Source organism: Microbacterium proteolyticum (assembly GCF_029639405.1).
Classification (GTDB): Bacteria; Actinomycetota; Actinomycetes; order Actinomycetales; family Microbacteriaceae; genus Microbacterium.
This window is the reverse complement of the sequence record NZ_CP121274.1, coordinates 380,935-405,203: the sequence shown is the minus strand read 5'-3', so window position 1 is coordinate 405,203 and position 24,269 is coordinate 380,935. Positions and strand designations below refer to the sequence as shown.

At 70.8% G+C, this 24,269-nt stretch carries 21 protein-coding genes; 14 read left to right on the top strand and 7 right to left on the bottom strand.

Annotated elements, in window-relative coordinates:
* Window positions 1–76 precede the first annotated feature (76 nt).
* The 3 genes from P8R59_RS02770 to P8R59_RS02760 form a co-directional block, all read right to left on the bottom strand.
* On the bottom strand, window positions 77–508 hold the full coding sequence (locus P8R59_RS02770; RefSeq protein ID WP_278102616.1) for a MarR family winged helix-turn-helix transcriptional regulator: 432 nt from the start codon (window positions 506–508) through the stop codon (window positions 77–79).
* 241 nt (window positions 509–749) lie between these two features.
* On the bottom strand, window positions 750–2,684 hold the full coding sequence (locus tag P8R59_RS02765) for a sigma-70 family RNA polymerase sigma factor (RefSeq protein ID WP_278102615.1): 1,935 nt from the start codon (window positions 2,682–2,684) through the stop codon (window positions 750–752).
* A 132-nt stretch (window positions 2,685–2,816) separates the two neighbouring features.
* Window positions 2,817–3,437: a histidine phosphatase family protein gene (locus P8R59_RS02760; RefSeq protein WP_278102614.1), complete on the bottom strand. Its 621-nt coding sequence runs from the start codon at window positions 3,435–3,437 to the stop codon at window positions 2,817–2,819.
* A gap of 700 nt (window positions 3,438–4,137) precedes the next feature.
* Here P8R59_RS02760 and P8R59_RS02755 point away from each other — a divergent pair.
* The 6 genes from P8R59_RS02755 (at window position 4,138) to P8R59_RS02730 (ending at window position 11,546) form a co-directional block, all read left to right on the top strand.
* Window positions 4,138–5,814, top strand: a complete 1,677-nt coding sequence (locus P8R59_RS02755) for a glycosyltransferase family 2 protein (protein WP_278102613.1) — start codon at window positions 4,138–4,140, stop codon at window positions 5,812–5,814.
* Window positions 5,811–6,542, top strand: coding sequence for an HlyD family efflux transporter periplasmic adaptor subunit (locus P8R59_RS02750; RefSeq protein WP_278102612.1), 732 nt, complete (start codon window positions 5,811–5,813; stop codon window positions 6,540–6,542). Before P8R59_RS02755 ends, P8R59_RS02750 begins: the two co-directional genes overlap by 4 nt.
* Window positions 6,539–8,530 (top strand): glycosyl hydrolase, encoded by a 1,992-nt coding sequence (locus P8R59_RS02745; protein WP_278102611.1) that lies wholly within the window; start codon window positions 6,539–6,541, stop codon window positions 8,528–8,530. Before P8R59_RS02750 ends, P8R59_RS02745 begins: the two co-directional genes overlap by 4 nt.
* 34 nt (window positions 8,531–8,564) lie before the next feature.
* Window positions 8,565–9,452 (top strand): UTP--glucose-1-phosphate uridylyltransferase, encoded by an 888-nt coding sequence (locus P8R59_RS02740; protein ID WP_278102610.1) that lies wholly within the window; start codon window positions 8,565–8,567, stop codon window positions 9,450–9,452.
* A gap of 42 nt (window positions 9,453–9,494) precedes the next feature.
* Entirely contained in the window at window positions 9,495–9,890 is a 396-nt protein-coding gene (locus tag P8R59_RS02735; RefSeq protein ID WP_278102609.1) for a hypothetical protein, read from the top strand.
* Window positions 9,891–10,073: 183 nt separating this feature from the next.
* Complete coding sequence (locus P8R59_RS02730) at window positions 10,074–11,546, top strand: amino acid permease (protein WP_431606875.1); 1,473 nt, start codon at window positions 10,074–10,076, stop codon at window positions 11,544–11,546.
* 145 nt (window positions 11,547–11,691) lie between these two features.
* Here the strand turns inward: P8R59_RS02730 and P8R59_RS02725 are convergent, their stop codons facing one another.
* A complete protein-coding gene (locus P8R59_RS02725) occupies window positions 11,692–12,255 on the bottom strand; it encodes a VanZ family protein (RefSeq protein ID WP_278102608.1) in 564 nt (187 codons plus the stop codon).
* A 673-nt stretch (window positions 12,256–12,928) separates the two neighbouring features.
* On the opposite strand from P8R59_RS02725, the gene P8R59_RS02720 reads away from it, so the two are divergent.
* Window positions 12,929–14,122: a DUF222 domain-containing protein gene (locus P8R59_RS02720; protein ID WP_431606874.1), complete on the top strand. Its 1,194-nt coding sequence runs from the start codon at window positions 12,929–12,931 to the stop codon at window positions 14,120–14,122.
* Window positions 14,123–14,184: 62 nt separating this feature from the next.
* Window positions 14,185–14,976, top strand: a complete 792-nt coding sequence (locus P8R59_RS02715; RefSeq protein ID WP_278102607.1) for an excalibur calcium-binding domain-containing protein — start codon at window positions 14,185–14,187, stop codon at window positions 14,974–14,976.
* 22 nt (window positions 14,977–14,998) lie between these two features.
* On the opposite strand, the gene P8R59_RS02710 is transcribed toward P8R59_RS02715, so the two are convergent.
* Entirely contained in the window at window positions 14,999–15,631 is a 633-nt protein-coding gene (locus tag P8R59_RS02710) for a LysE family translocator (RefSeq protein WP_278102606.1), read from the bottom strand.
* Between the two features lie 75 nt (window positions 15,632–15,706).
* Here P8R59_RS02710 and P8R59_RS02705 point away from each other — a divergent pair, with 75 nt between their 5' ends.
* Window positions 15,707–17,032: a flavin monoamine oxidase family protein gene (locus tag P8R59_RS02705; RefSeq protein ID WP_278102605.1), complete on the top strand. Its 1,326-nt coding sequence runs from the start codon at window positions 15,707–15,709 to the stop codon at window positions 17,030–17,032.
* Window position 17,033: 1 nt separating this feature from the next.
* On the opposite strand, the gene P8R59_RS02700 is transcribed toward P8R59_RS02705, so the two are convergent.
* Entirely contained in the window at window positions 17,034–17,894 is an 861-nt protein-coding gene (locus P8R59_RS02700) for a sulfurtransferase (protein ID WP_278102604.1), read from the bottom strand.
* Window positions 17,887–18,249 (bottom strand): carboxymuconolactone decarboxylase family protein, encoded by a 363-nt coding sequence (locus P8R59_RS02695; protein WP_278102603.1) that lies wholly within the window; start codon window positions 18,247–18,249, stop codon window positions 17,887–17,889. The genes P8R59_RS02700 and P8R59_RS02695 overlap by 8 nt, the downstream gene beginning before the upstream one ends.
* 179 nt (window positions 18,250–18,428) lie before the next feature.
* Between P8R59_RS02695 and P8R59_RS02690 the strand changes: the two genes are divergently transcribed.
* The 5 genes from P8R59_RS02690 (at window position 18,429) to P8R59_RS02670 (ending at window position 24,268) form a co-directional block, all read left to right on the top strand.
* On the top strand, window positions 18,429–19,304 hold the full coding sequence (locus P8R59_RS02690) for a LysR family transcriptional regulator (RefSeq protein WP_077052446.1): 876 nt from the start codon (window positions 18,429–18,431) through the stop codon (window positions 19,302–19,304).
* A gap of 85 nt (window positions 19,305–19,389) precedes the next feature.
* Window positions 19,390–20,532: an acyl-CoA dehydrogenase family protein gene (locus tag P8R59_RS02685; protein WP_278102602.1), complete on the top strand. Its 1,143-nt coding sequence runs from the start codon at window positions 19,390–19,392 to the stop codon at window positions 20,530–20,532.
* A 226-nt stretch (window positions 20,533–20,758) separates the two neighbouring features.
* Entirely contained in the window at window positions 20,759–22,405 is a 1,647-nt protein-coding gene (locus P8R59_RS02680) for an ABC transporter substrate-binding protein (protein ID WP_278102601.1), read from the top strand.
* Window positions 22,406–22,415: 10 nt separating this feature from the next.
* Window positions 22,416–23,423 carry an ABC transporter permease gene (locus P8R59_RS02675; protein ID WP_278102600.1) on the top strand — a complete coding sequence of 336 codons (1,008 nt, stop codon included), beginning with the start codon at window positions 22,416–22,418 and terminating at the stop codon, window positions 23,421–23,423.
* Entirely contained in the window at window positions 23,420–24,268 is an 849-nt protein-coding gene (locus P8R59_RS02670) for an ABC transporter permease (RefSeq protein ID WP_278102599.1), read from the top strand. The genes P8R59_RS02675 and P8R59_RS02670 overlap by 4 nt, the downstream gene beginning before the upstream one ends.
* The last annotated feature ends 1 nt before the right edge of the window (window position 24,269 follow it).

Here is a 24,269-nt window from a genome sequence, read left to right as displayed (position 1 = left end):
ATCGGCGCCGAACGGCGTGTCTTGGACACTCAACGGCGGAGCGGGACGGAGCGGGGCACGGTGCGGCCCCGCGGTGTCAGCGTGCGTCGCGGAGTTTCGCGGTCAGCGAGTGAAGCTGGGCGAGCTCGGCGTCGTCGAGGCGGGCCATGCGGTCCGCGATCGAGGTCGCGTGCGCGGCGGCGAGACGGCGGAAGGCGACGGCGCCGGCCTCGGTCGCCGTGACGAGCGACCCGCGGCCGTCCTCGGGGTCGGCGCATTTGGTGAGCAGCCCGCGGGCGACCATGCGCTCCACCAGGCGCGAGACGCTGGGCTGGCTGATGAGCATGTTCGCCGTGACGTCGCGCAGACGCGCGGTCATTCCGCGGCGACGGGTCACCGTCAGGAGCACGTCGTACTCGGCCTGCGACAGCTCGGAGCACTCGAAGTCGGTGCGCAGATCCTCGAACACCTCGTGCTGCGCACGGAACAGGCTCTCCCATGCCTGGACGGCGAGGCGACGATCGGTCATGGACTCAGGGTAGGGCGTCCCGACCCGACGGGGGCGGTGCCACGTCCATGTCGGTGAATACAGGAAGGGCCGGTCGAAGCGGCATCCGACCGGCCCTCTGCACCAAGAGTGTCCTGCAATCACATGTCGATAACCGCCACAGCAAAACGGTTACCGTGCGATGACTCTATAACGGTGAGGTAACGGAAGGGAAGAGGTTTCCGTGATCTTTTCGTGATGAGAGAGGCATCGTTCGAGCCGCTCAGGGCTCGGTCAGGTCGAAGGTCATCTCCTCGGGGGAGGGGCCCCACGGATCGAAGATGATGTCGGGGTCGTAGACGTCGACGGCGCGCTCCGTGCCGGGGCCCCAGCGACCGTCGCCGTCCACCACGCGGAACGTGAGGTAATACCAGCCTCGCGCCGCCATCACGAGGCGTTTGCGGGCGTGCCCGTCGCCGTCGAGCGAGAACTGCACCGCGTGGCCGGTCATGCTGACCGCGAGCACCGTGGCATCCGGTGGGCCGTCCACCTCGATCACGAGACCGGTCGTGGATGCTTCGTCCACGGTCATGTCCTGGATGCCTGCGAGACCCTCGAAGCCGCGAACCCCGAGACTCACGATCGTGAAACTGCCCGCTCGTGTCGAAACCGTGCCGTCGGTCGAGGAGCTCGTCACGGCGTACGGGTAGGTGCCCGCGGGAAGGGAGAGGCGGCGGGCGTCGAAGGTCCAGCTGCCGTCCGGCGTCGTGTCGGCGGCGTACCGCGATCCGTCCACGTCGACCGTGACGGTGTCGCCCGGTCGACCGCGGCCGGTCAATGCGGGCGCGAGGTACCCCGTCGTCGCAGCGGCGGGATCGGGGGTCGGACCCGCGGACGAGGTCGGAGCGGGTGTCGGCGTGGCGGTGCCGCTCTGCGCGAGCGGGGTGGGCCGGTCGGACGGAGGGAGGGGGAGCGTCGCGGGATCGAGGACGAGAGCCGCCTCCGTGAGGTTCGGATCCTCGACCCCCCTCCCCACGCGGGGGGCGGTCGTGGCCTCGGGGGCGGGGGTGGTGGGTGCGGCCTCTGTCGGCGCGGTATTCTCCGCCGCCGGGAGCACCGGTGATCCTGCGCTCACGACGGGCGGCGGCGCGGGCGGAGCCGCCGCGTCGGCCGCATCGGGGGCCGCTGTGCCGAGGAGGGGCGCGAGCAGAAGAAGGGATGCCGTGACCCCGCCGACGGCGAGCACGCTGAGGGCGCCGACGGTCGCGCCGACGCCGACGCCGACGCCGACGCCGACGCCGGCGCCGGCGGCGACTCCGGCGGCCGCGGATCCGCCCGCCGTCGACGAGGCGACGCCGGCGGCCGCGGATCCGCCCGCCGTGGAGGACCCGGTGCCTCCCGAGGCGAGTGAGCCGAGGCCGAGGGCGGTGACCGTCCCGCCTCCCGTCGAGGCGGCTGCCGCCGCGGCCCCCGATCCCGTCGCCGAGCCGATCAGGATCAGGGCGAGCGTGCGCTGGGTGCGAGACGCCCTGCTGCGGAGGGCGTGGAGGAGGTCGGCGCACGACCCGCAGGTCGCGATGTGGGCACGGACGGCGGCATCCGTCCGGGGGTCGGTGGCCCGGTTGACGTAGTCGGGCAGGATGCGGGCGGCGTGCGTCGGATCGTCTCGGAGGAGCGGGGGAATCTGCTGGGCGAGCCAGGTGCGCGCGAGCCCCGACGTCGCCCGACGGCGGAGAGCGGAGACGGCATTGGCCGAGATCCCGAGTTCCTCGGCGATCTTCCGGCGGTCCGCTCCCTCCACCTCGGTCAACCACAGCAGACGCCGCCAGCGAGGCGGGAGACCCTCCAGGGCTGCGGACAGATCGGAGCGCTCGTCGTCGCGCTCGACGAGGGTCAGCGCATCCAGGGAGGTGCCGATCTCCTCGACGGGACGATCGCTCAGGTCGACCTCCGCGCGTCGCCACCGGAGGGCCGTGTTGCGGATCACGGCCTTCAGGTAGGGGCGGAACGCGTCCGTGGGGCCGGTGGCCGTCGTCGTGACCTGCTGGTAGATCGCGAGGAAGGCCTCGGAGACGAGGTCGTCCACCCGCGAGGGAAGCGCCCGCCGCGCGTACCTCGCCGCGGCCTCGCGGTGGCGCGTCCACAGCTCTTCGAAGGCCGTGGTCTCACCGCTTCGAACGGCGGTGAGGAGCTCACGGTCGCCGCGGACGTCGGCCATGCGTCCCCCTCCCCCCGGAACGGTTCTCCTCGTCGTCGTCGGGTGCGGCGGCGAGTCCCCGTGGCCAGAGCATAATGGGCGACTCGCGCAAGGGGCGGCGGTCCTCCGCCCGCGGCGGAGGTCACGGCCGGGTCAGCGCCCGCGGACGTGATTCCACTGCGTGATGACCTCGGAGCCGTGCTCGAACCCGAGCTCGCTCACCGCGGAGGTGCCGAGCACGAAGTAGCGTCCGCCCGCGGCGGTGAGGCCCAGCCAGACACCGGCCAGGGCGCGGAGGAAGTGCGCGTGGGAGAAGAGCAGCACCTGCTCGCCGGCGCGGACGCGCGGGCGCAGTTCGTCCAGCAGTGATTCCGCGCGGGCCGTGACCTGCTCGACCGTTTCGCCGGGCGTCGCGCCGGCGGGGGCACCGGCCTGCCAGATCGTCCAGGGCCGGCCGAGGCGCGCGTCGATCTCGGGCGTCGTGAGGCCCTCGTACGCGCCGTAGTCCCACTCGACCAGGCGCGGTTCGAGCTCGGCCTGCGGGTAGCCCGCTCGGGCGGCGGTCTCGACGGCGCGGTGCAGGGGGCTGGACAGCACGAGGTCCCAGTGGCGGGTGGCGAGCAGGGTGCCGGCGAGCTCGGCCTTGTAGGCGCCGGTCTCGGTGAGGGGGATGTCGGTCAGCCCGGTGTGGCGGCCGGTGCGGCTCCACTCGGTCTCGCCGTGGCGGACGAGCACGAGGCGCCCGTCGGGGTCGGTCAGATCCTCGTCTTTCACGTCCCCATCCTCCCGCGTTCGGCCGGATCGGTCGTGGATCGGGGCCGAGAACGGACGAAGGGCCGGTCGAGGAGTCTCGACCGGCCCTTTCCCTGCACCAGAGTGTCCTGCAATCACATGTCGGTAGCTGCCACAGCAAAACAACTACCGTGCGATGACTCTATAACGGTGAGGTAACGCCAGGGAAGAGGATGCCGTTACCTTTTCGTGATTCATAGCTTCCTCATCACCGGCTCATCAGACGGCGACGACCGCACGCGAGCGGCCTCGTGCTCGGCTCGCGAGGGGTGTCCGGGCGAGCTCACGAGTCGGAGAATGGGCGGCAGATGACCCCGCGCGACTCCGCTTCCGTTCGGATCGGACGTCTCCGGAAAAGTCGGACGACATGCGGGTGACATTCCCGGATCGGAATGCGTCCTCCGAACTCCGCGTCGGCGAGTCCGAGGAAACCCAGATCAGGGGCATCATTTGCGAAACCCTCGCAGAGCGGTGGTGACGATTGCTGCCGGTCGCGCGACCGGAGAGTGGCCGGAATGTCGACGGAGGGTGAATTCTTCCGTCTCGCGCTCCTTTACAGTCACCAGAACGACGACGGCGTGCGACCGCCCGAGGTCGCCCGCCGTTCAGGCTGGGGGGGCCGTGTCACGCGCTGCGTCAATGCGCTGTTTCGCTGTACCCCCTTTACCCGAGGGGAATGGCGATGGCCCGACACCCAGAGCGCCGGCGGAACGTCCACCGGCGCACGCACCGCACATCATCCAGCCGGATCTCGGCCGGATCCGAGATCTTCCGCGACGGCACGGTGCAATCGCCGTCGCTGATCCTGCTCGTCGTCCTCGCGACGATCGGGTGCCTGCTGTACGCGGCGTTCCTCCTGAACCCGGCGAACGTCGGCGATCCGCTTCCCTACACGATCGTCGTCGTCTGCGAGAGCTTCCTGATCCTGCAGATCCTCCTGAGCCTGTGGACCGCGCTCTCCTCCACGCACAATCCCCGAGGGTTCGCCTACCACGCGGCGCGTGCGAGCCTGTTCACGGGCGACCCGGAGAACCCCGACGTGCAGGTTCACGATGTGCGCGTCGGCATCGACGTGCTCATCCCGACCTACGGCGAATCCCTCGTGGTGCTCGAGCGAACGGTCCGCGCGTGCGTCGCGCTCCGAGGTGCCCACCGGACGTGGGTCCTGGACGACATGCGTCGCCCGGAGGTCGCCGAACTGGCCGCGCGGCTGGGGGCGGGATACCGCACCCGCGAGGGGAACGAGGGCGCCAAGGCGGGCAACATCAACGCGGCGCTCCAGCAGCTCGACGGTGGCTACTTCGCGATCTTCGACGCGGACTTCGTGCCGGAACCGAACTTCCTCGAGGAGACGATGCCGTTCTTCGCCGACGACCGGGTCGCGTTCGTGCAGACCCCGCAGGTCTACGGCAACATCGACGGATTCATCGCTCGTGCGTCGGCCTACATGCAGACGGTCTTCTACGCGCTCGCCCAACCGGGGAAGAACCGCTTCAACTCGGCGTTCTGCGTGGGAACCAACGTCGTGTTCCGCCGTGCGGCCGTCGACAGCATCGGGGGATTGCACGCGGCGTCGAAGTCGGAGGACATCTGGACCTCGATCCTCCTGCACGAGGCCGGGTGGTCCTCGGTGTACATCCCGCTGCACCTGGCGACGGGAGAGACGCCCGACCGCATCGAGTCCTTCAGCAAGCAGCAGGTGCGCTGGGCCACCGGGGCGTTCGAGATCCTGCTCACGCACAACCCGCTGTCGCCGCGCCGCACGCTCACGATGGACCAGCGGCTGCAGTACTTCGCCACGGCCACGTTCTACTTCAACGGGGTCATCCCGTTGGCGCTCCTCCTGCTGCCGCCGCTGCAGATCTTCCTCGACATCACGCCCATGTCGATGGGAGTTCCCCTGGGGCAGTGGATCCTCTTCTACTGCGGCTTCTACGTCATGCAGGTGGTGATGGCGTTCTTCACGATCGGCGCGTTCCGCTGGGAGACCCTCCTGCTGTCGTCCGTATCGTTCCCGATCTACACGAAGGCGCTGTTCAACGCCGTCACGGGCCGTGCCGGGACGTGGCACGTCACCGGGGCGGGCGCGCGGACCTCGCCCTTCCTCTACATCCGCGTACAGAGCCTCTTCTTCCTGTTCCTGCTCGCGACCACCCTCGTCGGCGTCTGGAAGTTCGACTGGACGGGGCAACTGTCCGTCGCCCTCTTCTGGAACGTCGTGAACACCGTCGCCCTGGGCGGTCTCATCATCGTGGCGTTCCGCGAGCAGCAGCAGGACCGCCGCCGCGCCCGCAACCGTCGCCAGCTGCAGACCGCGCCGCGGCGTCGAACCTTCGACCCCCTGGAGGTGGTCTCGTGAAGTTCCTCCGCATCGGCGGCTTCATCCTGTCGTCCGTGATCGTGCTGGCCGTCGCCCTCGGCGGACTGATGTACGCCAACCAGCGGGCACTGAGCGTCGGCGCATCGGAGGCGACCCTCGTCTCCGACACCTACAGCGTCGGGACCGCCTACGCCGGGTTCGTGGCATCCATGTCCATCCAGCCGGGCACCCCCGTGGTGAAGGGACAGGAGCTGCTGCGGCTGCAGAGCTCCACCCTGCAGCAGTCGCTGCAGACCTCGCGGCTCAACCCCGAGGGCGTGGGCTACCGCGTCGAGGGAGACGACGTGCTGGTGTTCACCGCCGTCGCCGACGGCATCGTCCGCGACGTCGAGGCCAACATCGGGTCGTTCGTCCCGGGCAACTCGATCATCGCCGTCGTGGGCATCTCGAACACCCTTCACCTGGAGGCGTCCTTCCCCATGAACGCCCGGGACTACGCCCGGATGCAGGTCGGCGGCGACGTGGACGTCCGGATGCCGGACGGGACCTCGCGCACGCTCGCTCTGACGGAGTTCCACGTCGGCGAGGAACGCGACGGACAGCCGCAGGTCGTCGTCGTGGCGCGGGACGAGAGCCTGGGCGGCGCGTCGGTGGCGTTCGCGGGCGCGCCCGTGGCCGCGGCCCTCGAGCTGCGCGGCGACGAGGACCTCGGATCCTGGGTCGTGCGCCAGGTCGGCAAGCTCTTCGTCCCCGGGGGGTTCCGGTGAGTCGGCGCCTCCGGACGGTCGCGGCGGCCGCGATCCTCGTCGCCGTCGGGCTGACCGCGAGCGGGTGCGTCCCGGAGGTGCCGGAGTCCCCGACCGTCGACGCCACGCCCGCCCCGGCGTGGGCGACGGACGCGGCGCAGGTGGCCGCCGATCTCCCCCGACTGCCCGGTCCCTACGCCGGTGACACACGTCTCGCCGAGGGGGTGGCGCCGCCGACCAACTCCTGGGTCGGTGCGGCGGTCTTCGGCGGCGGCGAACGTCCGGTGTACACGGGGGTGCTGGCGGTGCGTCCGACCGCGTCCTCCTTCGAGGTGGGGCTGCCGCGCGTCGCGGTCACGCCCTCGTCGGTGTTCGGTTCGTTCGTCGCCGACCTGCGGTTCGACGTGTCGGGGTCATCCACGGTGCTGTCGCGGATCGACGCGCTGTCGGCCGATTTCCGTTACAGCACCGCAGACGCGGAGGTCGGCACGCTGACCCTCGCCCAGGGGTGGCCCTACGCGTTCTACCGCGCGACGACGGCGCAGGAGATCGGGCTGGGGGGCGCGACGCCGACCGAGACGTCGTCCGGAGTGTGGCGGACCGAGGTGAACGGGGTGGCGTACCTCGTCGTCGGCACCGACGCCGTGCTCGGGGGCAGCGGATTCTCCGTCGCGGCGGGCGGGACGCTCGCGGTACTCGCGCTCCCCTCCGGCGCGAGCTCGGACGTGATCGATCGGCTCGTGGCCGGTGCCGTCCCGCTGGCGGGGACCGAGGCGACCACCCGGGTCGAGAGCGAGTCGGTGGTGACGACCTTCCATTTCGACGTCGACCAGGACACCGTCTTCGCCGCCCGCCCGCATCAGCAGATCTCGACGGGACTCCTCGGGGCCGCGTACGACACCATCTACGGCCCGTCGACCCTGGTGGGTGGGCGGGACTTCACGTTCGAGGTCCCGCGCGTCGACCCCGTCGCGGGGCTGGATGTCGACTCGTTGACCGACGACGAGAAGGACAGCGTCCGCGCGCAGATCGCCGTGGACGCCGAGCGCCCGTTCGTGGCGACGGACTCCTACTCCGGGGGCAAGGAGCTCTACCGGGCGGCGATGCTCTACCGTCTCGCCGTCGACCTCGGGCAGGACGATGTCGCGGCGACGCTCAAGTCCGGGATCGAGCAGGAGCTGGACCTGTGGCTCGACCCCCGTGGATGCCAGGGGCGCAGCGACCGCTGCTTCGTGTACGACCCGGTGCTCGGCGGGATCACGGGGCGTGCCCCGGCGTACGGATCCGACGAGTTCAACGACCACCACTTCCACTACGGATACTTCCTCTACGCGCTCGGCGTCGTGGCGCAGGGTGATCCCGACCTCGTCGAGAGGTACCGGCCGATGGCCGACGTCATCGCGCTCGACCTCGCGGCGCCGGTGGCCGTTCCGGGATTCCCGGCACGGCGCGTGTTCGATGAATACGAGGGTCACTCCTGGGCCTCCGGCACGGTGCCGTTCGTCGACGGGAACAATCAGGAGTCGGCCTCGGAGGCGGTGAACGCCTGGGCGGGACTCGCGCTGTGGGCGGAGGTATCCGATCAGGACGACCTCCGCGCCGAGGCCGAGGCGCTGCTGAGCGTCGAGACCGAGACGGCCCGTCGATACTGGCTCGGTGCGGAGATGCCGACCGGCATGACGGCCCCGTTCTTCGCGCTCAACTGGGGTGGCAAACGTGACTACGCGACGTTCTTCGACGCGTCGCCGTCGGCGATCCTCGGGATCGAGCTCATTCCGATGTCTCCTTCGACGGCGTTCCTCCCGGACGCCGAGCGCCGCGCCGCACTGGTGTCGGGGGTGATGGATGCCGGAACCCTCGAGCTGCCGCTCATCGACTACGTCATCATGCTCCAGGCCACCGTCGATCCCGCCGCCGCACTCCAGAACGCGCGTGACCTCCCCGACGCGCGCATCGATTCCGCGAACTCCCGCAGCTACCTGCTCGCGTGGATCCTGACCCACGACTGACCCCATCCCGTCCACTCGAACGAGAGGCCACACCATGATCACGAAGGCCGTCATCCCCGCCGCCGGACTCGGCACCCGGTTCCTGCCGGCGACCAAAGCCATCCCGAAGGAGATGCTGCCGGTCGTCGACAAGCCCGCGTTGCAGTACGTGGTCGAAGAGGCCGTCGCGGCCGCGCTCGACGACGTCCTGGTCATCATCGGACGCAACAAGAACGCCATCAGCAACCACTTCGACGCGGTTCCGGAGCTGGAGCACACCCTCTCCACCAAGAACGACGCCGTCAAGCTCGAGCACGTGCAACGCTCCTCCACTCTCGCCGACGTGCACTTCGTCCGGCAGGGCGAGCCGCGCGGCCTCGGCCACGCTGTCCTGCGAGCTCGGCGACACGTGGGACACGAGCCGTTCGCGGTGCTGCTCGGCGACGATCTGATCGGCGAGGGCGAAGGGTTGCTGTCCCGCATGATCGCGGTCGCCGAGCAGCGTTCCACCTCGGTGATCGCGTTGATGGAGGTGCCCGCGGAGCAGATCCACCTCTACGGCTGCGCGGCCGTCGAACCCACCGCGGACGCCGACGTCGTCCGTGTCACCGGTCTCGTCGAGAAACCCGACGCGGAAACCGCGCCCTCCCTATACGCCGTCATCGGCCGGTACGTGCTGCAGCCCGCCGTCTTCGACGTCCTCGAGGACACGCCGCCGGGCAAGGGCGGGGAGATCCAACTGACCGACGCCCTCCAGGTCATCGCCGCCGAGGGCGACGAGGAGGTCGCGGGCGGCGTCTACGGCGTGGTCTTCTCCGGCGCGCGCTACGACACGGGAGACAAGGTGGACTACGTCAAGGCGATCCTCCAGCTCGCCTCCGCACGCGATGATCTGGGACCTGCACTTCGGCCATGGATCCGAGAGTTCGCCGCGAGCCTCTGAGGCGGCGACGACACGATTCCGAACGATCGACGGGGCGAGGGCATGACAGGACTTCGAGGCCAGGACTCCGTGGCGCGGTTGGCGTCCGATCTGCGGCTGCTGCGCGTGTCCGCCGGCAACCCGACACTCTCGCGATTGCAGTCCGAGAGCGGGGTGTCGCGCACCGTGCTCTCGGACGCGTTCCTCGGTCGCGGTCTGCCCTCGGTGCGCACCCTGGCCTCCATCGTGCAGACGTGCGGCGGCGGGCCGGTGGACCCGTGGTTGGAGCGCCGCGACGCTCTGACCCGTCTCGGTGCGGATCATCGGACGCCGGACGGGACGCGGGAGTTCGGGGGCCGGGAGGGCGTGATCGTCGCGACGGCGCTGGGAGTCGGTGCGGTCGTGGCGATGGTCGCGCGCGGACTGTTCGCGGTCTTCGGCCGGCGCCGGCGGCGCTGAGGGGCAGGGCGGGACGCGGCGCCGTCCGGGCGGTCCGGTTCCCCTGTGACCGCGGCTCTCCCGAGTCCGGCGCGACCGCGGGTATCCGGCATCCATTACTCTTGCCTGCGCCGTGACTGCTCTGGAAGCGCCGGCGCCGGCGCGTGATCTCCGCCGGGTCCCACGATTGCGAGTTCCCCCCTCATGACCTCCTCCTCGGGTTCGTCGCCCCTGCCCCGCGACGCCGCCGCGACAGCGGAGCCGCCGCGCACGCTCCGTCGAGCCATGGATGCCAGGCACCTGGTCATGATCGCCCTCGGCGGCGTCATCGGCTCGGGACTCTTCCTCAGCTCGGGGTACACGATCCAGCAGGCCGGGCCCCTGGGGGCCGTGCTCGCCTATCTGCTCGGCGCGTTCGTGGTGTGGCTCGTGATGGTGTGCCTCGGCGAGCTCGCGGTGGTGTATCCCGTGTCGGGGTCGTTGCACGTCTACGCGGCCCGCACGATGGGACCGGCCACGGGATTCGCGACGGCGTGGCTGTACTGGCTGTGCTGGGTGGTCGCACTGGGGTCGGAGTTCACGGCATCCGGGATCCTGATGCAGAGATGGTTCCCCGATGTCGCGGTGTGGGTGTGGTGCCTGGTCTTCGCCGCCGTCCTCTTCACGCTCAACGCGATCTCGGCCCGGGTGTTCGGCGAGACGGAGTTCTGGTTCGCCCTCATCAAGGTGGTCGCGATCGTCGCGCTCATCGTGCTGGGCGGCATGGCGATCTTCGGATTCACGCCGCTGTCGCCGGAGCCGCACGAGGCGGTGCTGCTGAGCAACTTCCTGACTCCGGAGGGCGTCCTCCCCGCGGGGCTGGGGGGAGTCCTGATCACCTCCCTGGCGGTGTTCTACGCCTTCAGCGGTGCGGAGCTGGTGGGCGTGGCCGCGGGCGAGACGAAGGATCCGGGTCGCAACATCCCGCGCGCCCTGCGGTCGACCGTACTGCGTCTGCTCGTGCTGTTCGTGCTGTCGATCACCGTGATCGCGGCCCTGCTGCCCTACGACCGGGCGAGCCTCAGCTCGAGCCCGTTCGTCGACGTCTTCGAGTACGTCGGCGTCCCGTACGCCGCCGACATCATGAACTTCGTCGTCATCACGGCCCTCCTCTCGGTCGGCAACAGCGGACTGTATTCCTGTGCGCGCATGCTGTTCTCGCTCGCCGAGGAGGGTTACGCCCCGCGCGCGTTCACCCGCCTGACCCGCCGCGGCATCCCGATCGTCGCGCTCCTGGTCAGCCTCGGGATCGGACTGGTGTCGCTGATCTCGAGCGTCATCGCGGCCGAGACGGTGTACCTCGTGCTGGTCTCGATCGCGGGCTTCGCCGCCGTCGCGGTGTGGATGTCCATCGTCGCCGCGCAGTTCTTCCATCGGCGGCAGTTCGTCCGCGGCGGGGGAGACGTCGCCACCCTGCCCTTCCACACGCCCTTCTACCCTGTGGTGCCGATCCTCGCGTTCGTGTTGCTCACGGCGTCGATCGTCGCGATCGCCTTCGACCCCGATCAGGCTCCGGCGCTGTACTTCGGCATCCCGTTCGTCCTGCTCTGCTACGGCTACTTCTGGGTGCGGTACGGCCGCCGCGGTGCGCGGCCCGTGCCGGTGAACGAAGAGGCTCCGGTCGACGAGGTCGACTGAGTCGAGCGGGCGGCGGTGGCCCGCGGCGGCGGTGGCCCGCGGCGGCGGGTGCCGGGGTGGTGGGGTGTCGGCGCGCCGGGGTGCGGGGCGGTGGGCAGCGGCGCGACGGAGACGCGCGGGCTCGGGCGGCGATATCGCGGCGCGATCAGGGGTGAGCGGCGCGCGGCGACGAGCGACTCCGCCACCAGGCGAACGAGAGCAGCGATGCGACCGCAGCGCCGAAGGCGTTGACCAGGACGTCGTCGGTCGACGTGACGCGCCCGAGGGGGAGCAGGAGCTGGAGGATCTCCAGGACGCTCGAGCACGCCGCCGCGATGAGGAAGACGAGCGGGACGACCAGCGGGGGCGGCCCGAGGCGGAACCGCACCGGGAGAAGTGCGCCGAGTGCGGCGAACACCAGCAGGTTGCCGACCACCTGGATCACGGCGTCGCCGCCCGACAGAACTGCAGCCAGGTCTCCGAACGGCACGAGACGGATGCCGCCCGCCCCGCCGGTGGGAGTCATGATCATCCACACCCACGGCGCGGTCCCGAGCGCCATCCCGACCTCGGCGGCGGCGGAGCGGCGTGCCCACCGCGGCGACCATCCCCGTCGGATCCTCCGACGAGCGAGCAGGACGGCGACGAGGATGCCGAGGGGGAGGCCCACCAGGACGGTGACCCCGACGACCGTGCCGTAGCGGTCGGCGATGGAGGTGACGACGTCCACGAGCCTCCCGAGGTGGATGCGTCGGAAGGACGCGGCGGGCCGTTCGACCCTACTGCCGCGCGTGCGGCGGGCCGTTCGACCGTTCTGGAGCGTGAGCGTGGGGCGTGCCGTGAGACCGTTCCGGAGCGTGGGCGTGGGGCGTGCCGTGAGACCGTTCCGGGGCGTGAGCGTGGGGCGGGTGGCGGGGCCTCGTCAGGATGTCTTCTGTGTGCGATCCGCGTCGCGTCGACGGCTTCTACACAGGCGCCCGTCGCCGTGAGTTGTCCACCGATATGCCCTCTGGCCTGGGGAATGTCGATGTCGTCGGATATCGTTAGAACATGTCTTCGAATGTTCCGCCCGGCGCCGCCGGGGGCGATGCCGAACCGCCGGTAGGCCGTGCAGCTTCTGCGGCCGGACCGTCCGCGGGTGCTCCGCCGCCCCAGGCCACGGGTCCCGTCGCCGGTGCGCCCGCAGGCACAGGCCCGTCGGGGGATGTGAGAGTGCTCTCGGTGCTGGTGACGGAGGTCGTTCGGGCCGAGGCCGTGGTCGCGGCGGCCGAGGTCGCGCGCGTGCGTGCTCTGGCGGCGGCAGGACGATTCGTGCTGGAGTCGTCGTCGAGAACGCGGGCGTCGGGGCGTGCGGCGGAGATGGCTCTGCGAGAGTCGCGTCCGAGATCGCCGCGGCGTGCCGGGTGTCGGACCGGGCGGTGCAGCGCGACGTGGACGAGGCGATGACCCTGGTGGAGTCGTTCCCGAAGGTGGTGGCCGCCTGGGAAGCGGGGGCCGTGTCGCGGCGGCACGTGCGGGTGATCGCCGAGGTCGGGATGCAACTTCCGGCGGAGAAACGGGTCGAGTTCGATGCCCTCGCCGCCGCGCTGGCGGGTGAGGTGTCGAGCCCCGGGCGTCTGAAGTCTCGGCTGACGATCGCGTCCGAGGCGTTGCAGCCGCGGACGATCACCGAGCGTCATCGGGCCGCGCGGGAAGGACGGTGTGTGCGGATCGTGCCCGGGGTGGAGGGGATGTCGGATCTGATCGCGACGTTGCCGACGGTGTTGGCCGAGGCGGTGTTCGACCGGCTGACGCAGCAAGCCCGCGTGATCGTCGACGCCCGCCCCGACGAGGCGGCGACGGCCCGGGCGATGACGCCCCGGAGCCCGGCCTCGTGGGGGCCAGTCGGCTCGAGCGGCTCGGCGAAGGCACCCGACACCCGGTCAGTGGACCAGGTGCGCGCGGACGTGTTCGCCGACATGCTCCTGACGGCCGATCCCGCGATCGATCCGACGCGGATCGGCGACGGTCCGGGGACCCTCGGGAGGATTCGTGCCCGCGTTCAGGTCGTGGTCCCCGCGCTGACCGTTCTCGACCCCGCGCGCGAGGCCACCTCCCCCGCCGAGCTCGTGGGGCGCGGCCCCATCGATACTGCCCTGGCCAGGGATCTGGCGGACGCGACGAGCGTGCCGTGGGACCGCGTCATCACCCACCCCGTCTCCGGCGCGGTGCTGCACACCGACACCTACGCGCGCACCGCCGCGATCGACCGGCATCTCCGCGCCCGTGACCGGCACTGCCGGTGGCCCGGATGCATCACTCCCGCGATCCGGAGCGAGGTCGACCACACCCTCGACCACCACCTCGGTGGCGCCACCCGCGTGTCCAACCTCGCGCACCTGTGCCAGCGGCACCACACCCAGAAGCAGTTCACGCGATGGACCGTGCGACAGGGCGACGCGGGGGTCCTGGAATGGACCTCCCCGACCGGCCGCACGTACACGCACACCCCCGATCCCTACCCACCCGCCACTCCGTCGCCCGGCGTCCGGTTCGAATACGACACACCCCCCTGGGAGATGCAGGACGAGCAAGACGGCACGGAGAGCGCGTCGTGATCCGGCCTGCTGTGCGCGTTCGATCCTTCAGGTGACCGAGGGTCCTCGTCTACTGGCATGCTGTGCCCGAGGGCGCGCATCCGACGCGCCGCACAGGACTGTACGGTCCAATTCTCGGGGGAGAACACATGGGGGATTCCGGGCTGCCCGCGGCCGGTTGGTATCCGGCGGCGCACGCGAACGGCGAGGAACGATGGTGGGACGGAACGCGGTGGTTCGACGGCGACGAGGCCGCCACGGCGGTCGTCGACGCGGCGACGGCGGCCTTGCCCGGACACGCAGCGGCTGCCCGCGATGGCGCTGAGCCGGTCCGGCAGCCCGGGGTCATGCGGCGTCGCACGGGTGCCGTGTTCGTCGGGGCGGGGCTGATCGTCGGACTGCTGTTCGGTACCGCGAGCGGAGGTATCGGCTCATTGGGCGAACGAGACACGCTGAAGGCGCAGGTGAGCGCGCTGGAGGGCGAGGTCGCCGATGCGGAAAGCGCTGTCGACACCGCTGAAGACGCCGTCGACACTGCTCGCGAAGATCTGGAGGCTGCGAAGGCGCGCGCGACCGCTGCCGAGCAGAAGCTCACGGCAGCGACCGCGCAGGTGACCGCCCTCGAAGCGGCCGCCGTCACCGCGAAAGCGGATCTCGACGCGCGGGTGGCCGAGATCGCCGACCTGAAAGCCAAGATCCCCGCGTCCACCGAACCCGTTCAGTCCACGCCGGTGCAGGAGGCATCGACCACCGAGAATGTCTCCTACGCGAACTGCACCGAGGCGCGCAACGCAGGTGCCGCACCCGTTCGCCGCGGCGACCCCGGCTACAGCTCCCGCCTCGACAGGGACGGGGACGGCATCGGCTGCGAATGAGCAGCGTCGCCACTTCCGTCCTCTACGCTTTCGCGCCCGTCAGCGCCAGCGTCCCACCGAGCCCGATCATCATCACACCGCCTGCACCCGAGAGCGCCGCGATGCGCTTCGGTGAGCGGGCGAACCACTCGCGCGCGGTGCCCGCCGCGAGCGCCCATGTGCTGTCGCACAGGAGGGCGAGAACCTCGAACAGCAGCCCCAGCAACAGCAGTTGAGCCCACACGGGTCCCGCCGCGGGTGAGACGAACTGGGGGAGCACGGCGACGAAGAAGGCGATCGTCTTCGGGTTCGTCATGCCGACGACGATGCCCTGGCGCAGGAGAGTCCACGACGATCGGGGGCCGCCGACGGCACCTGTCGCCGCGTCTCCACGGTGCCGGATGGCCTGGATGCCGAGCCAGACGAGATACACCGCGCCGGCGATCTTGATGACCGTGAAGGCCACGATCGACGAGGCCACGATCGCCCCCACCCCGAACGCCACCGCCAGCACGGCCGGGATCGTTCCGAGGGCGTTCCCGACCACGCTGAGCACGCCCGCGCGGCGACCGAGCGCGATGGACCGGCCGATGACGAACAGCACGCTCGGCCCCGGGATCACGATGATGACGACGGAGGCCAGCGCGAACGCCACCAGGTTCTCCCACGGGATCATGCGCTCACACTAACGTCGGCAGACCCCCCGCTCGGACTACTCTCGTGACACGGTCGTCTACCCGAGGGAGCCGTCATGCAGGAGCAGTTCGACACCGTCGTCGTCGGAGCGGGAATCGCGGGTCTGTCCGCCGCCCGTCTCCTCGCTCGCGAGGGCAATCACGTCGTCGTCGTGGAGGCCCGCGACCGAGTCGGCGGTCGCGTCCACTCGCAGCGCGACGGGCACCACGTCACCGACCGCGGGGCGTCCTGGATCCACGGCATCGACGACAGCCCCGTCGAGGCGGCCGCGCGCGCGTTCGGCATGCCGATGGCCGAGTTCACGGTCGGCGGGTACCAGCCCGACAGTCGCCCGCTGGCCTATTTCGGTCCGGATGCCGCCCGCCTCGCACCCGAGGAGGTGCAGGCGTTCGCCGCCGACGTCCGCGCCCTGAACGCCGACCTCGTCGAGATCATCGCCCGCTCGGCCCCGGACGCCACGTACGCCGACGTCGTCGAGGAGGCCCTCGCCGGGCGCGACTGGGCGCCCGAGCGCGCGCAGCGCGTGCGCGAGTACAACGGCCGCCGCGCCGAGGAGCAGTACGGCGTCCACATGACGGTGCTCGGCGCGCACGGACTCGACGACGACACCGTCAACGGCGACGAAGTCGTCTTCCCGCGCGGCTACGACGAACTCGCGACCCACCTCGCCGAGGGTCTCGACGTCCGCCTCGAGCACGTCGTCACGGCCGTCGACTGGTCCGGTGACGGCGTCACCGTCACCACGGACCACGGAACCTTCCACGGTGCCGGCGCCGTCGTCACGCTCCCCATCGGCGTCCTGCAGTCCGGTGACGTCACGATCACGCCGCCGCTGCCGGACACGCACCAGCGGGTGCTCGGGGTCCTGGCATCCAATGCCTTCGAGAAGGTCGTGCTGCGCTTCCCCGAGAAGTTCTGGGATGCCGGGGTCTACGGCATCCGTCAGTTCGGCGACGAGGGGGAGTGGTGGCACTCCTGGTACGACCTCGGGCGGATCCACGACGAAGCGGCTCTCCTGACCTTCGCCGCCGGTCCCGCAGCGGTCGCCACCCGGCACTGGAGCGACGAGGAGATCACGGCCTCGACGATGACGCAGCTGCGCCGTCTGTACGGCGACGCGATTCCCGAGCCCGAGAGCGTCGTCGTCACCCGATGGCAGGACGACCCGTTCTCGCGCGGGTCGTACAGCTACATGAAGCCCGGCTCGGTCGGCCCCGACCACGACGACCTCGCCGTACCCGTCGGGGGTGTCCTGCACCTCGCCGGCGAAGCGACGTGGGGCGACGATCCCGCCACCGTCCCCGGCGCTCTGCTGTCGGGGCACCGCGCCGCCGAGAACGTGCTCGGCCGCGCGGTGCCGATCGAGGAGCTCTGGACCTGAGTCAGCGCGGCTCGGGGCCGGTCGCCACGGGGAGCTCGGGGTGGTTCGACCACTGGCTCCATGAGCCGGGGAACACGCGCGGCGTGAACCCGGCGAGGGTCAGCGCCACCGCCTGGTGCGCGGCCGTGACGCCGGACCCGCAGTACACGCCGACCTCGGCCCCCGGAGTCGCACCGAGCGCGGCGAACCGCTCGCGCAGCGCCTCCGGATCGTGGAACCGCCCGTCGGCCCCCACGTTCTCGGTCGTCGGCGCGCTGACAGCTCCCGGAACGTGCCCCGCGCGCGGGTCGATCGGCTCGACCTCACCGCGGTACCGTTCCCCGGCGCGCGCGTCGAGCAGGAGCGACCCGTCCGCGAAACCGGCCACGTCCTCGAGCGGCAGCACCGGCAGAGCGCCGTAGGCCAGGGTCACCGATCCCGGCGCGGGGGCGACGGCATCCCCGGATTCCACCTCGAAGCCGGCGTCGGTCCACGCCCGCAGCGATCCGTCGAGCAGGCGCACGTCGGCGACGCCGGCGTACCGCAGCAGCCACCAGGCGCGCGCGCTCGAGAGGTTCTTCAGGTCGTCGTAGACGACGACGGTGTCGCCGTCGTCGATGCCCCAGCGCCGAGCGACCTCCTGCAGCGCTTCGACGGGCGGAATCGGATGCCGCCCCTCGGTGGGCTCGCCGTGCGCGGCGAGGTCGTGGTCGAGGTCGACGTACTGCGCGCCGGGGATGTGTCCGGCGAGGTACTCGGGCCGCCCGTCGGGACGGTCGAGGCGCCAGCGCACGTCGAGCACTCGGACCGGACCGCCGTCGGCGAATCGACCAGCGGCGAGAGCGTCGTGCAGCTCGGTCGCGGTGACCAGGACGTCAGACATGCGCGTGCACCGATTCGGCCTCGTGGATGCCGGACAGCTTGAACCCGAGCCGGCCGTGCGCGAACCCCCCGCCGGCGCGGATCGCCGTGGCGACCCAGGCGGCCTCGGCGAGCTCCGTCTTGGACGCCCCGGCGCGGACCGCGGCCTGCGAGTGGGCGTCGATGCAGTAGGTGCACTGCGTCGTGATCCCGACCGCGAGCGCGATGAGCTCGCGGAACTTCAGCGGGATCTCGCGCCCCTCCGGAGCGAACACGCTGTCGTTGAACGCCGTGAACGCGGCCAGCACATCCGGCGTCGTCTCCTTGTAGTCGCGCGTGTAGGCGCGGTCTCCCTCGCGGTCGAAGAAGTCGCTCATCTCTCACTCCTCGTGGCGGCGCCGGTCGGATGGCGCACCGTCCGAGCCTAGGAAGGCGGCCCGGCGGTCAGCAATGCCGGGTCTGTGATGAGCACTCATCGTCGCGCCCGATGGATGCCATGTGAACGCGCGTGACCGTCGCCGAGCGGGCGGGGCACCCGGCCGTCTATCGTCCAGGAATGGCCGAGACTCTGGACATCATCCAACTCCGCACGTTCGTCGCCATCGACGAGTGCGGAGGATTCGGTCGTGCCGCCGTGGCCCTGCACATGTCGCAGCCGACGGTGAGTCAGCACGTGCGCTCCCTCGAGAAGCGGCTGCAGCAGCCGCTGGTGGAGCGGGACGGTCGGCGCGCCCGGTTCACCCTGGCGGGCGAGAAGCTGCTCGCCGAGGCCCGGCGCATCCTCGCGGTCCACGATGAAGCCCTCGCGCGCCTGGACGTCACGCGCGCCCGCACGATCGTGGTCGGTTCCACCGAGACGGCGGCCGAGCAGATCCTGCCCGAGCTCCTGGGGACCCTCCGACGTGCGTTCCCCGACCGGCAGGTACAGTTCCACATCGATCGCTCCACGAAGATGACGGATGCCGTGACCAAGGGCACGATCGACCTCGCCGTCGTGCTCGACACCGGCTCGACCGTCGCCGGCGTCGAGGTGGGCGAGCTGCCCCTGAACTGGTACGCGTCGCCCTCCTGGCAGCCGCCCGGACACGGCGAGGCCGTGCCGCTGGTGGCCTACATCGAGCCGTGCGGCATGCGGCAGCGCGCGCTCCAGGAGCTCGGCGACATCGGCGCCCGCGTCGACATCGCGGCCGAGTCCGGAAGCCTCGAGGGCGTGATCGCCGCGGCCCGTGCCGGTCTCGGCATCGCGGTCCTGCCCACCGCCGGCCGCGCGCCCGCGGGACTGGTCGTGCGGCGCGATTTCCCCGACCTCGGCCGGATCTTCGTGCGGCTCATCACGCGGCGCGGGCTCGAACCCGACGTGGAGCAGGCGGCGATGGCATCCCTCGACGGGTTCTTCGCCGTCCGACGTCACATCCACGCCGTATCGGCGTGATCCCCCGACCATCGGAATGCCCGATGAGTGCGGTTCGGGGATCGCTGTTGGACGCGCGCGGTCCCGCGCGCGGAGCATGGGGAGCATGACTGCCTCTCCGACCCTCTCGCGCGTCGACCTCGGCGCCCTCACCGCCGCCGTCGCCGAAACCGCGGAACGCTACGACCGTTCCGGCGCCTTCCCCACCGACGGCCTCGCCGCCGTCCACCGCGCGGGAGTCTTCCAGGCGGTGCTCGGGGAACGCTTCGGCGGAGATCAGGTCGACGCCCTCGAGCGGCTCCGGATCCTTCAGGCGATCGGTCGCGGCGACCCCTCCGTGGCCCTCATCGTCGCGAACACCGTGGCCACCCACGTCGCCCAGATCGACCGCGACGTGTGGCCGGCGCACCTGTACGAGAAGGTCGTCGCCGAGACCGCGGAGCGTCCGGTCTCCATCAACACCGCCCGCGCCGAGCCCGAGTTGGGCGCGCCCGCACGGGGCGGACTCCCCGCCACCACGGTCCGGCGCACCGCGGACGGTTGGGCCGTGACCGGACGCAAGGCCTACGTCACCGCCAGCACCGGCCTCGACTACCACCTGGTGTGGGCCAAGACCGACGACCCCGAGCCGCGGGTCGGGCATCTCATCGTCCGCGGCGACGCGCCCGGCATCACCATCATCCCCACGTGGGACCACCTGGGCCTGCGGGCCAGCTCCACCCACGACGTCGTCTACGACGGGGTCGAGGCTCCGGAGGACCACTTCCTCGAGATCCCGTTCACGGGGGTGTACCGCGACCCCGCGGCGCAGGCGAGCGCCCTCGGCCTGACGCACGCGGCGCTGTACGTCGGCGTCGCCCGCGCGGCGCAGGACTTCTTCACCCGTTTCGCCCACGATCGCGTACCCGCGGGGCTCGGGCGTCCGATCGCGACCACGGACCGCATCCAGACCGTCGCGGGCGAGATCGAGGCGCAGCTCGTCCAGGCCGAGACGCTGCTGTACGGAGTGACCGAGAAGGCCGTGGCGGGCGACCCCGAAGCCGTCGCGCGCGTTCCGCTGGCGAAGGTCCTGATCGTCCGCTCGGCGATCGCCGCCGTCGAGGCGGCCGTGGCCGCGCTCGGGAACCCGGCCCTCAGCCGCACCAACCCCCTCGAGCGCCACCTGCGCGACGTCTTCTCCGCGCGCGTCCACCCGCCCCAGGAGGACCAGGCGCTCCTCACCGCCGGACGACGGGTCCTCGGAGTCTGACGCAACACGGCGTCATGCGCGCCGGCCCCGCCGCCGGCGCAGGATCCACGCTCGACACCTCGAAACCCCCGGAATCCTGCGGATCCCGGGGGTTTCGGCATCCATCACCAGGACCGATCGTTTCCGATCCGCCGTCGTCGTTGGACGCTCGCCCACGGCCCGCTGAGACTCGCTGGAGAGTTCCCGACCGCGCCCGGCGGTCGGTCCCCGACCAAGGATCACAGCCATGTCCTCATCCCCGAAGCGTCGACGGCGCGCCGCCCTCGGCGCCGCCCTCGCCCTGTCCCTGACCCTCCTCGCCGGCTGCGCCGGCTCCACGACCGCGGCCGCCCCCACCGACGCCGCTCCCACCGAGGGCGGCGACGTCGTCTTCCTGATCAACTCCCTCGGCACCAGCTGGGTGCCCAACGAGAGCTCGATCTCCAGCTACCAGGGCAACATCTGGGGTCAGGTCACCGACAAGCTCGTCTACGTCGACGACAAGGGCGAGGTGTCGCCCTGGATCGCCGAGAGCTGGGATCAGAACACGGATGCCACCGAGTTCACGCTGCACCTGAAGGAGGGCGTCACGTTCTCCGACGGCACGCCGCTCGACGCCGCCGCGGTCGTGGCGAACCTCGACTACTGGGCGTTCGGCAGCGCGGACAAGGGCATCGCCCCCATCGGCCTGTTCCCGAAGACGTACCAGAAGGCCACGGCCGTCGACGCCGCGACCGTCACGGTGACGTTCTCCGCCTCGACGCTCGGGTTCATCCCGACCCTCGGCTACCACGGCTCGATCCTCGTCTCGCCGAAGACGCTGGCCCTCAGCAAGCAGGACCAGGGCAACCTCGACAACTTCTCGGGCTCGGGTCCCTTTACCATCAAGAGCTGGGCCGACGGCGACGACGTCGTGCTCGAGAAGCGCGCCGACTACAACTGGGGCCCCGCGGCCCTCGGACACACCGGCCCCGCCTACCTCGACACGCTCACCTACAAGCAGGTCGCCGAGTCCAGCACCCGCATCGGCGCGCTGAGCTCGAACCAGGCCCAGGTCATCTACAACGTCCAGCCGAGCGAGATCGCCGGTCTCACCGACAAGGGCTTCGTCGCGGGCCTCCCGCGGTACCTGGGCTTCACCAACGGGTACGCCGTCAACGTGCAGGCCGCTCCGTTCGGCGACGTGAAGGTGCGCCAGGCGCTTCAGCACGGCATCGACCGCCAGCAGATCCTCGACACCGTCTACACCGACGGGTGGGAGGCCGCCGAAGGCTTCATCCAGAGCGGTGTCCCCGAGTCGACCGACCACTCCGCCGACTTCGCGTACGACCCGGAGGCATCCGCCGCGCTCCTCGACGAGGCCGGCTGGGTCAAGGGAACCGATGGCAAGCGCAGCAAGGACGGGCAGACCCTGGCGGTTACCCTCTACGCCAACCCGTACCTCGCCACGTCCGCGTCGATCGACGAACTGGTCTCGCAGCAGCTCGGCGACCTCGGTTTCGACGTCACGGTCCAGACCTACGACGTGGCGACCTTCGGCGAGAAGGTCAAGATCGGTGCCAACACCCCGCTGTACGAGGTCACCCGGTCGTTCATCGACGTGGGGACCGTCGCCGGCATCCTCACCAACGCCAACAAGGGCGAAGACTGGTTCGGCCTCGGCGAGACGGACACCACGCTCAACGGTCTCCGCGACCGCATCGCCCGTGCAACGGACAAGGACGACCGCGCCGCGGCCGTCGACGAGCTGCAGACGTACGTGCTCCAGCAGGGGCTGTTCGTGCCGATCACCCAGATCGTGCAGCGCATCTACGTCCAGAGCCCGAAGCTGCAGGGCGTCACCTACAACGGCGCCGCGATCGCCGACTACGCCACCGCGTACCTGCAGAAGTAGGACTCCCGATATGAACTCCGCCTATCTGATCTTCGCGGCCAAGCGCCTCGGCCAAGCGGTCGTCGTGGTGCTGCTGGCCTACGTGCTGACCTTCGTGGTGATCAGCGTGCTCCCCGGCGATCCGCTCACGAGCACCCTGCGCAACCCCGAGAACGGCTTCACCGAAGACCAGATCCAGAAGATGGTGGAGTTCTACGGACTGGACCGCCCGGTCTGGGTGCAGCTGGTCGAGGCGCTGGGGCGCTTCGTCCGGGGCGACCTCGGGGTCTCCCTGAGGTCGAGCCAGCCGGTGGCCACGATCGTGGGGGACGCCCTGCCGTCGACGTTCGCTCTCGCGGCGTCGGCGCTGGGCGTCGCCCTGGTCCTCGCCTTCGCCCTCGCGTACGGCACCCAGGTGCTCCCGCGCCGGGCGGCGCAGGTGCTGCGCTCGGTTCCGGCCCTGTTCCTCTCGGTGCCGAACTTCGTGATCGGCCTGCTGCTGCTGAACGTCTTCGCCTTCCAGCTGAGCCTGTTCTCGGTCATCGAGCCGGACAGCCCGGTGGCCACGTTCTTCGCGGCGGTGGCGCTCGGCATCCCGGTATCGGCGCTGATCGCGCAGGTGCTCATCACCGGGCTCGATCACGAGTTCGGCGAGGACTACGCCGTCGTCGCCTACGCCCGGGGGCTCGGACGGGCGCGCCTGTTCTTCGCGCACCTGCTCAAGCCCTCGGCGCTCCCGGTCGTCACGATCATCGCGCTCACGGTCGGCGAGCTGCTCGGCGGCGCCCTCATCACCGAGACGGTCTTCGGCCGGGCGGGGATCGGCAGCGTCGTCCAGACGGCGGTGGCGACCCAGGACCTCCCCGTCCTGCAGGCGATCGTCGCGCTGGCCGCGGTCGTGTTCGTCGCCGTGAACCTCGTCGCCGACCTGCTCTACCCCGTCCTGGATCCGCGCGTATCGCTGCTGCAGCCGCGCCGGACCGCCGTGCCGGCCCCGACCGCGGACACGGCGCTTCCCGAGAAAGCGAGCGTCCGATGACCGCTGTCCTGACCCCCGCGCTGTCCGGTTCGGACGCGCTCGGCGCTCGACGTCGCGGCATCCCGGTCGCCGTCGTCCTGGCGATCCTCGTGATCGTCATCGTCACCGCCTGGGCGATCGCGCCCTCGGTGTTCACCGCGTCCGATCCCGTCGTCGGCGACACGAGCGAGAAGCTCCTCGCCCCGAGCTTCGCGCACTGGTTCGGCACCGACAACCTCGGTCGCGACGTCTTCACCCGCGTGGTCTACGGCACCCGCTCGTCGGTGCTGAGCGCCCTGATCGCGGTGGGCATCGCCGTGGTCGTCGGCGGGTTGCTCGGGCTCGTCGCGGGCTTCTTCGGCGGTCTCGTGGACGTTCTCACGGCGCGCGTCGTCGACGTGCTGCTGGCGATCCCGAGCTTCCTGCTCGCCGTGGTCGTCGTGAGCTCGCTGGGGTTTCAGACCATTAACGCCGCCATCGCGACCGGTGTCTCGGCCGTCGCCGTCTTCGCACGGGTGATGCGCTCCGAGGCGCTGAAGGTGCGCGGCACGGTCTACGTCGAGGCCGCGCAGCTGCAGGGCGGGTCGCGCCTGCACGTGCTGCTGACGCACGTCCTGCCCAACGCCTCGCGGTCCGTCCTGTCGCTGGCCGTCCTGCAGTTCGGGGTGTCGATCCTGGTCATCGCGGGACTCGCGTTCCTCGGCTACGGCGACCCGCCCCCGGCATCCGACTGGGGCCTGCTGGTCTCGGCGGGCAAGGACTACCTCGTGTCGAGCCCCTGGCTCGTCTACGCCCCCTCGGCGGTCATCGTCGTCGTGGTGCTGTCGATCAACCGCGTCAGCCGCTGGCTGCGAGCGAAGGACTGAA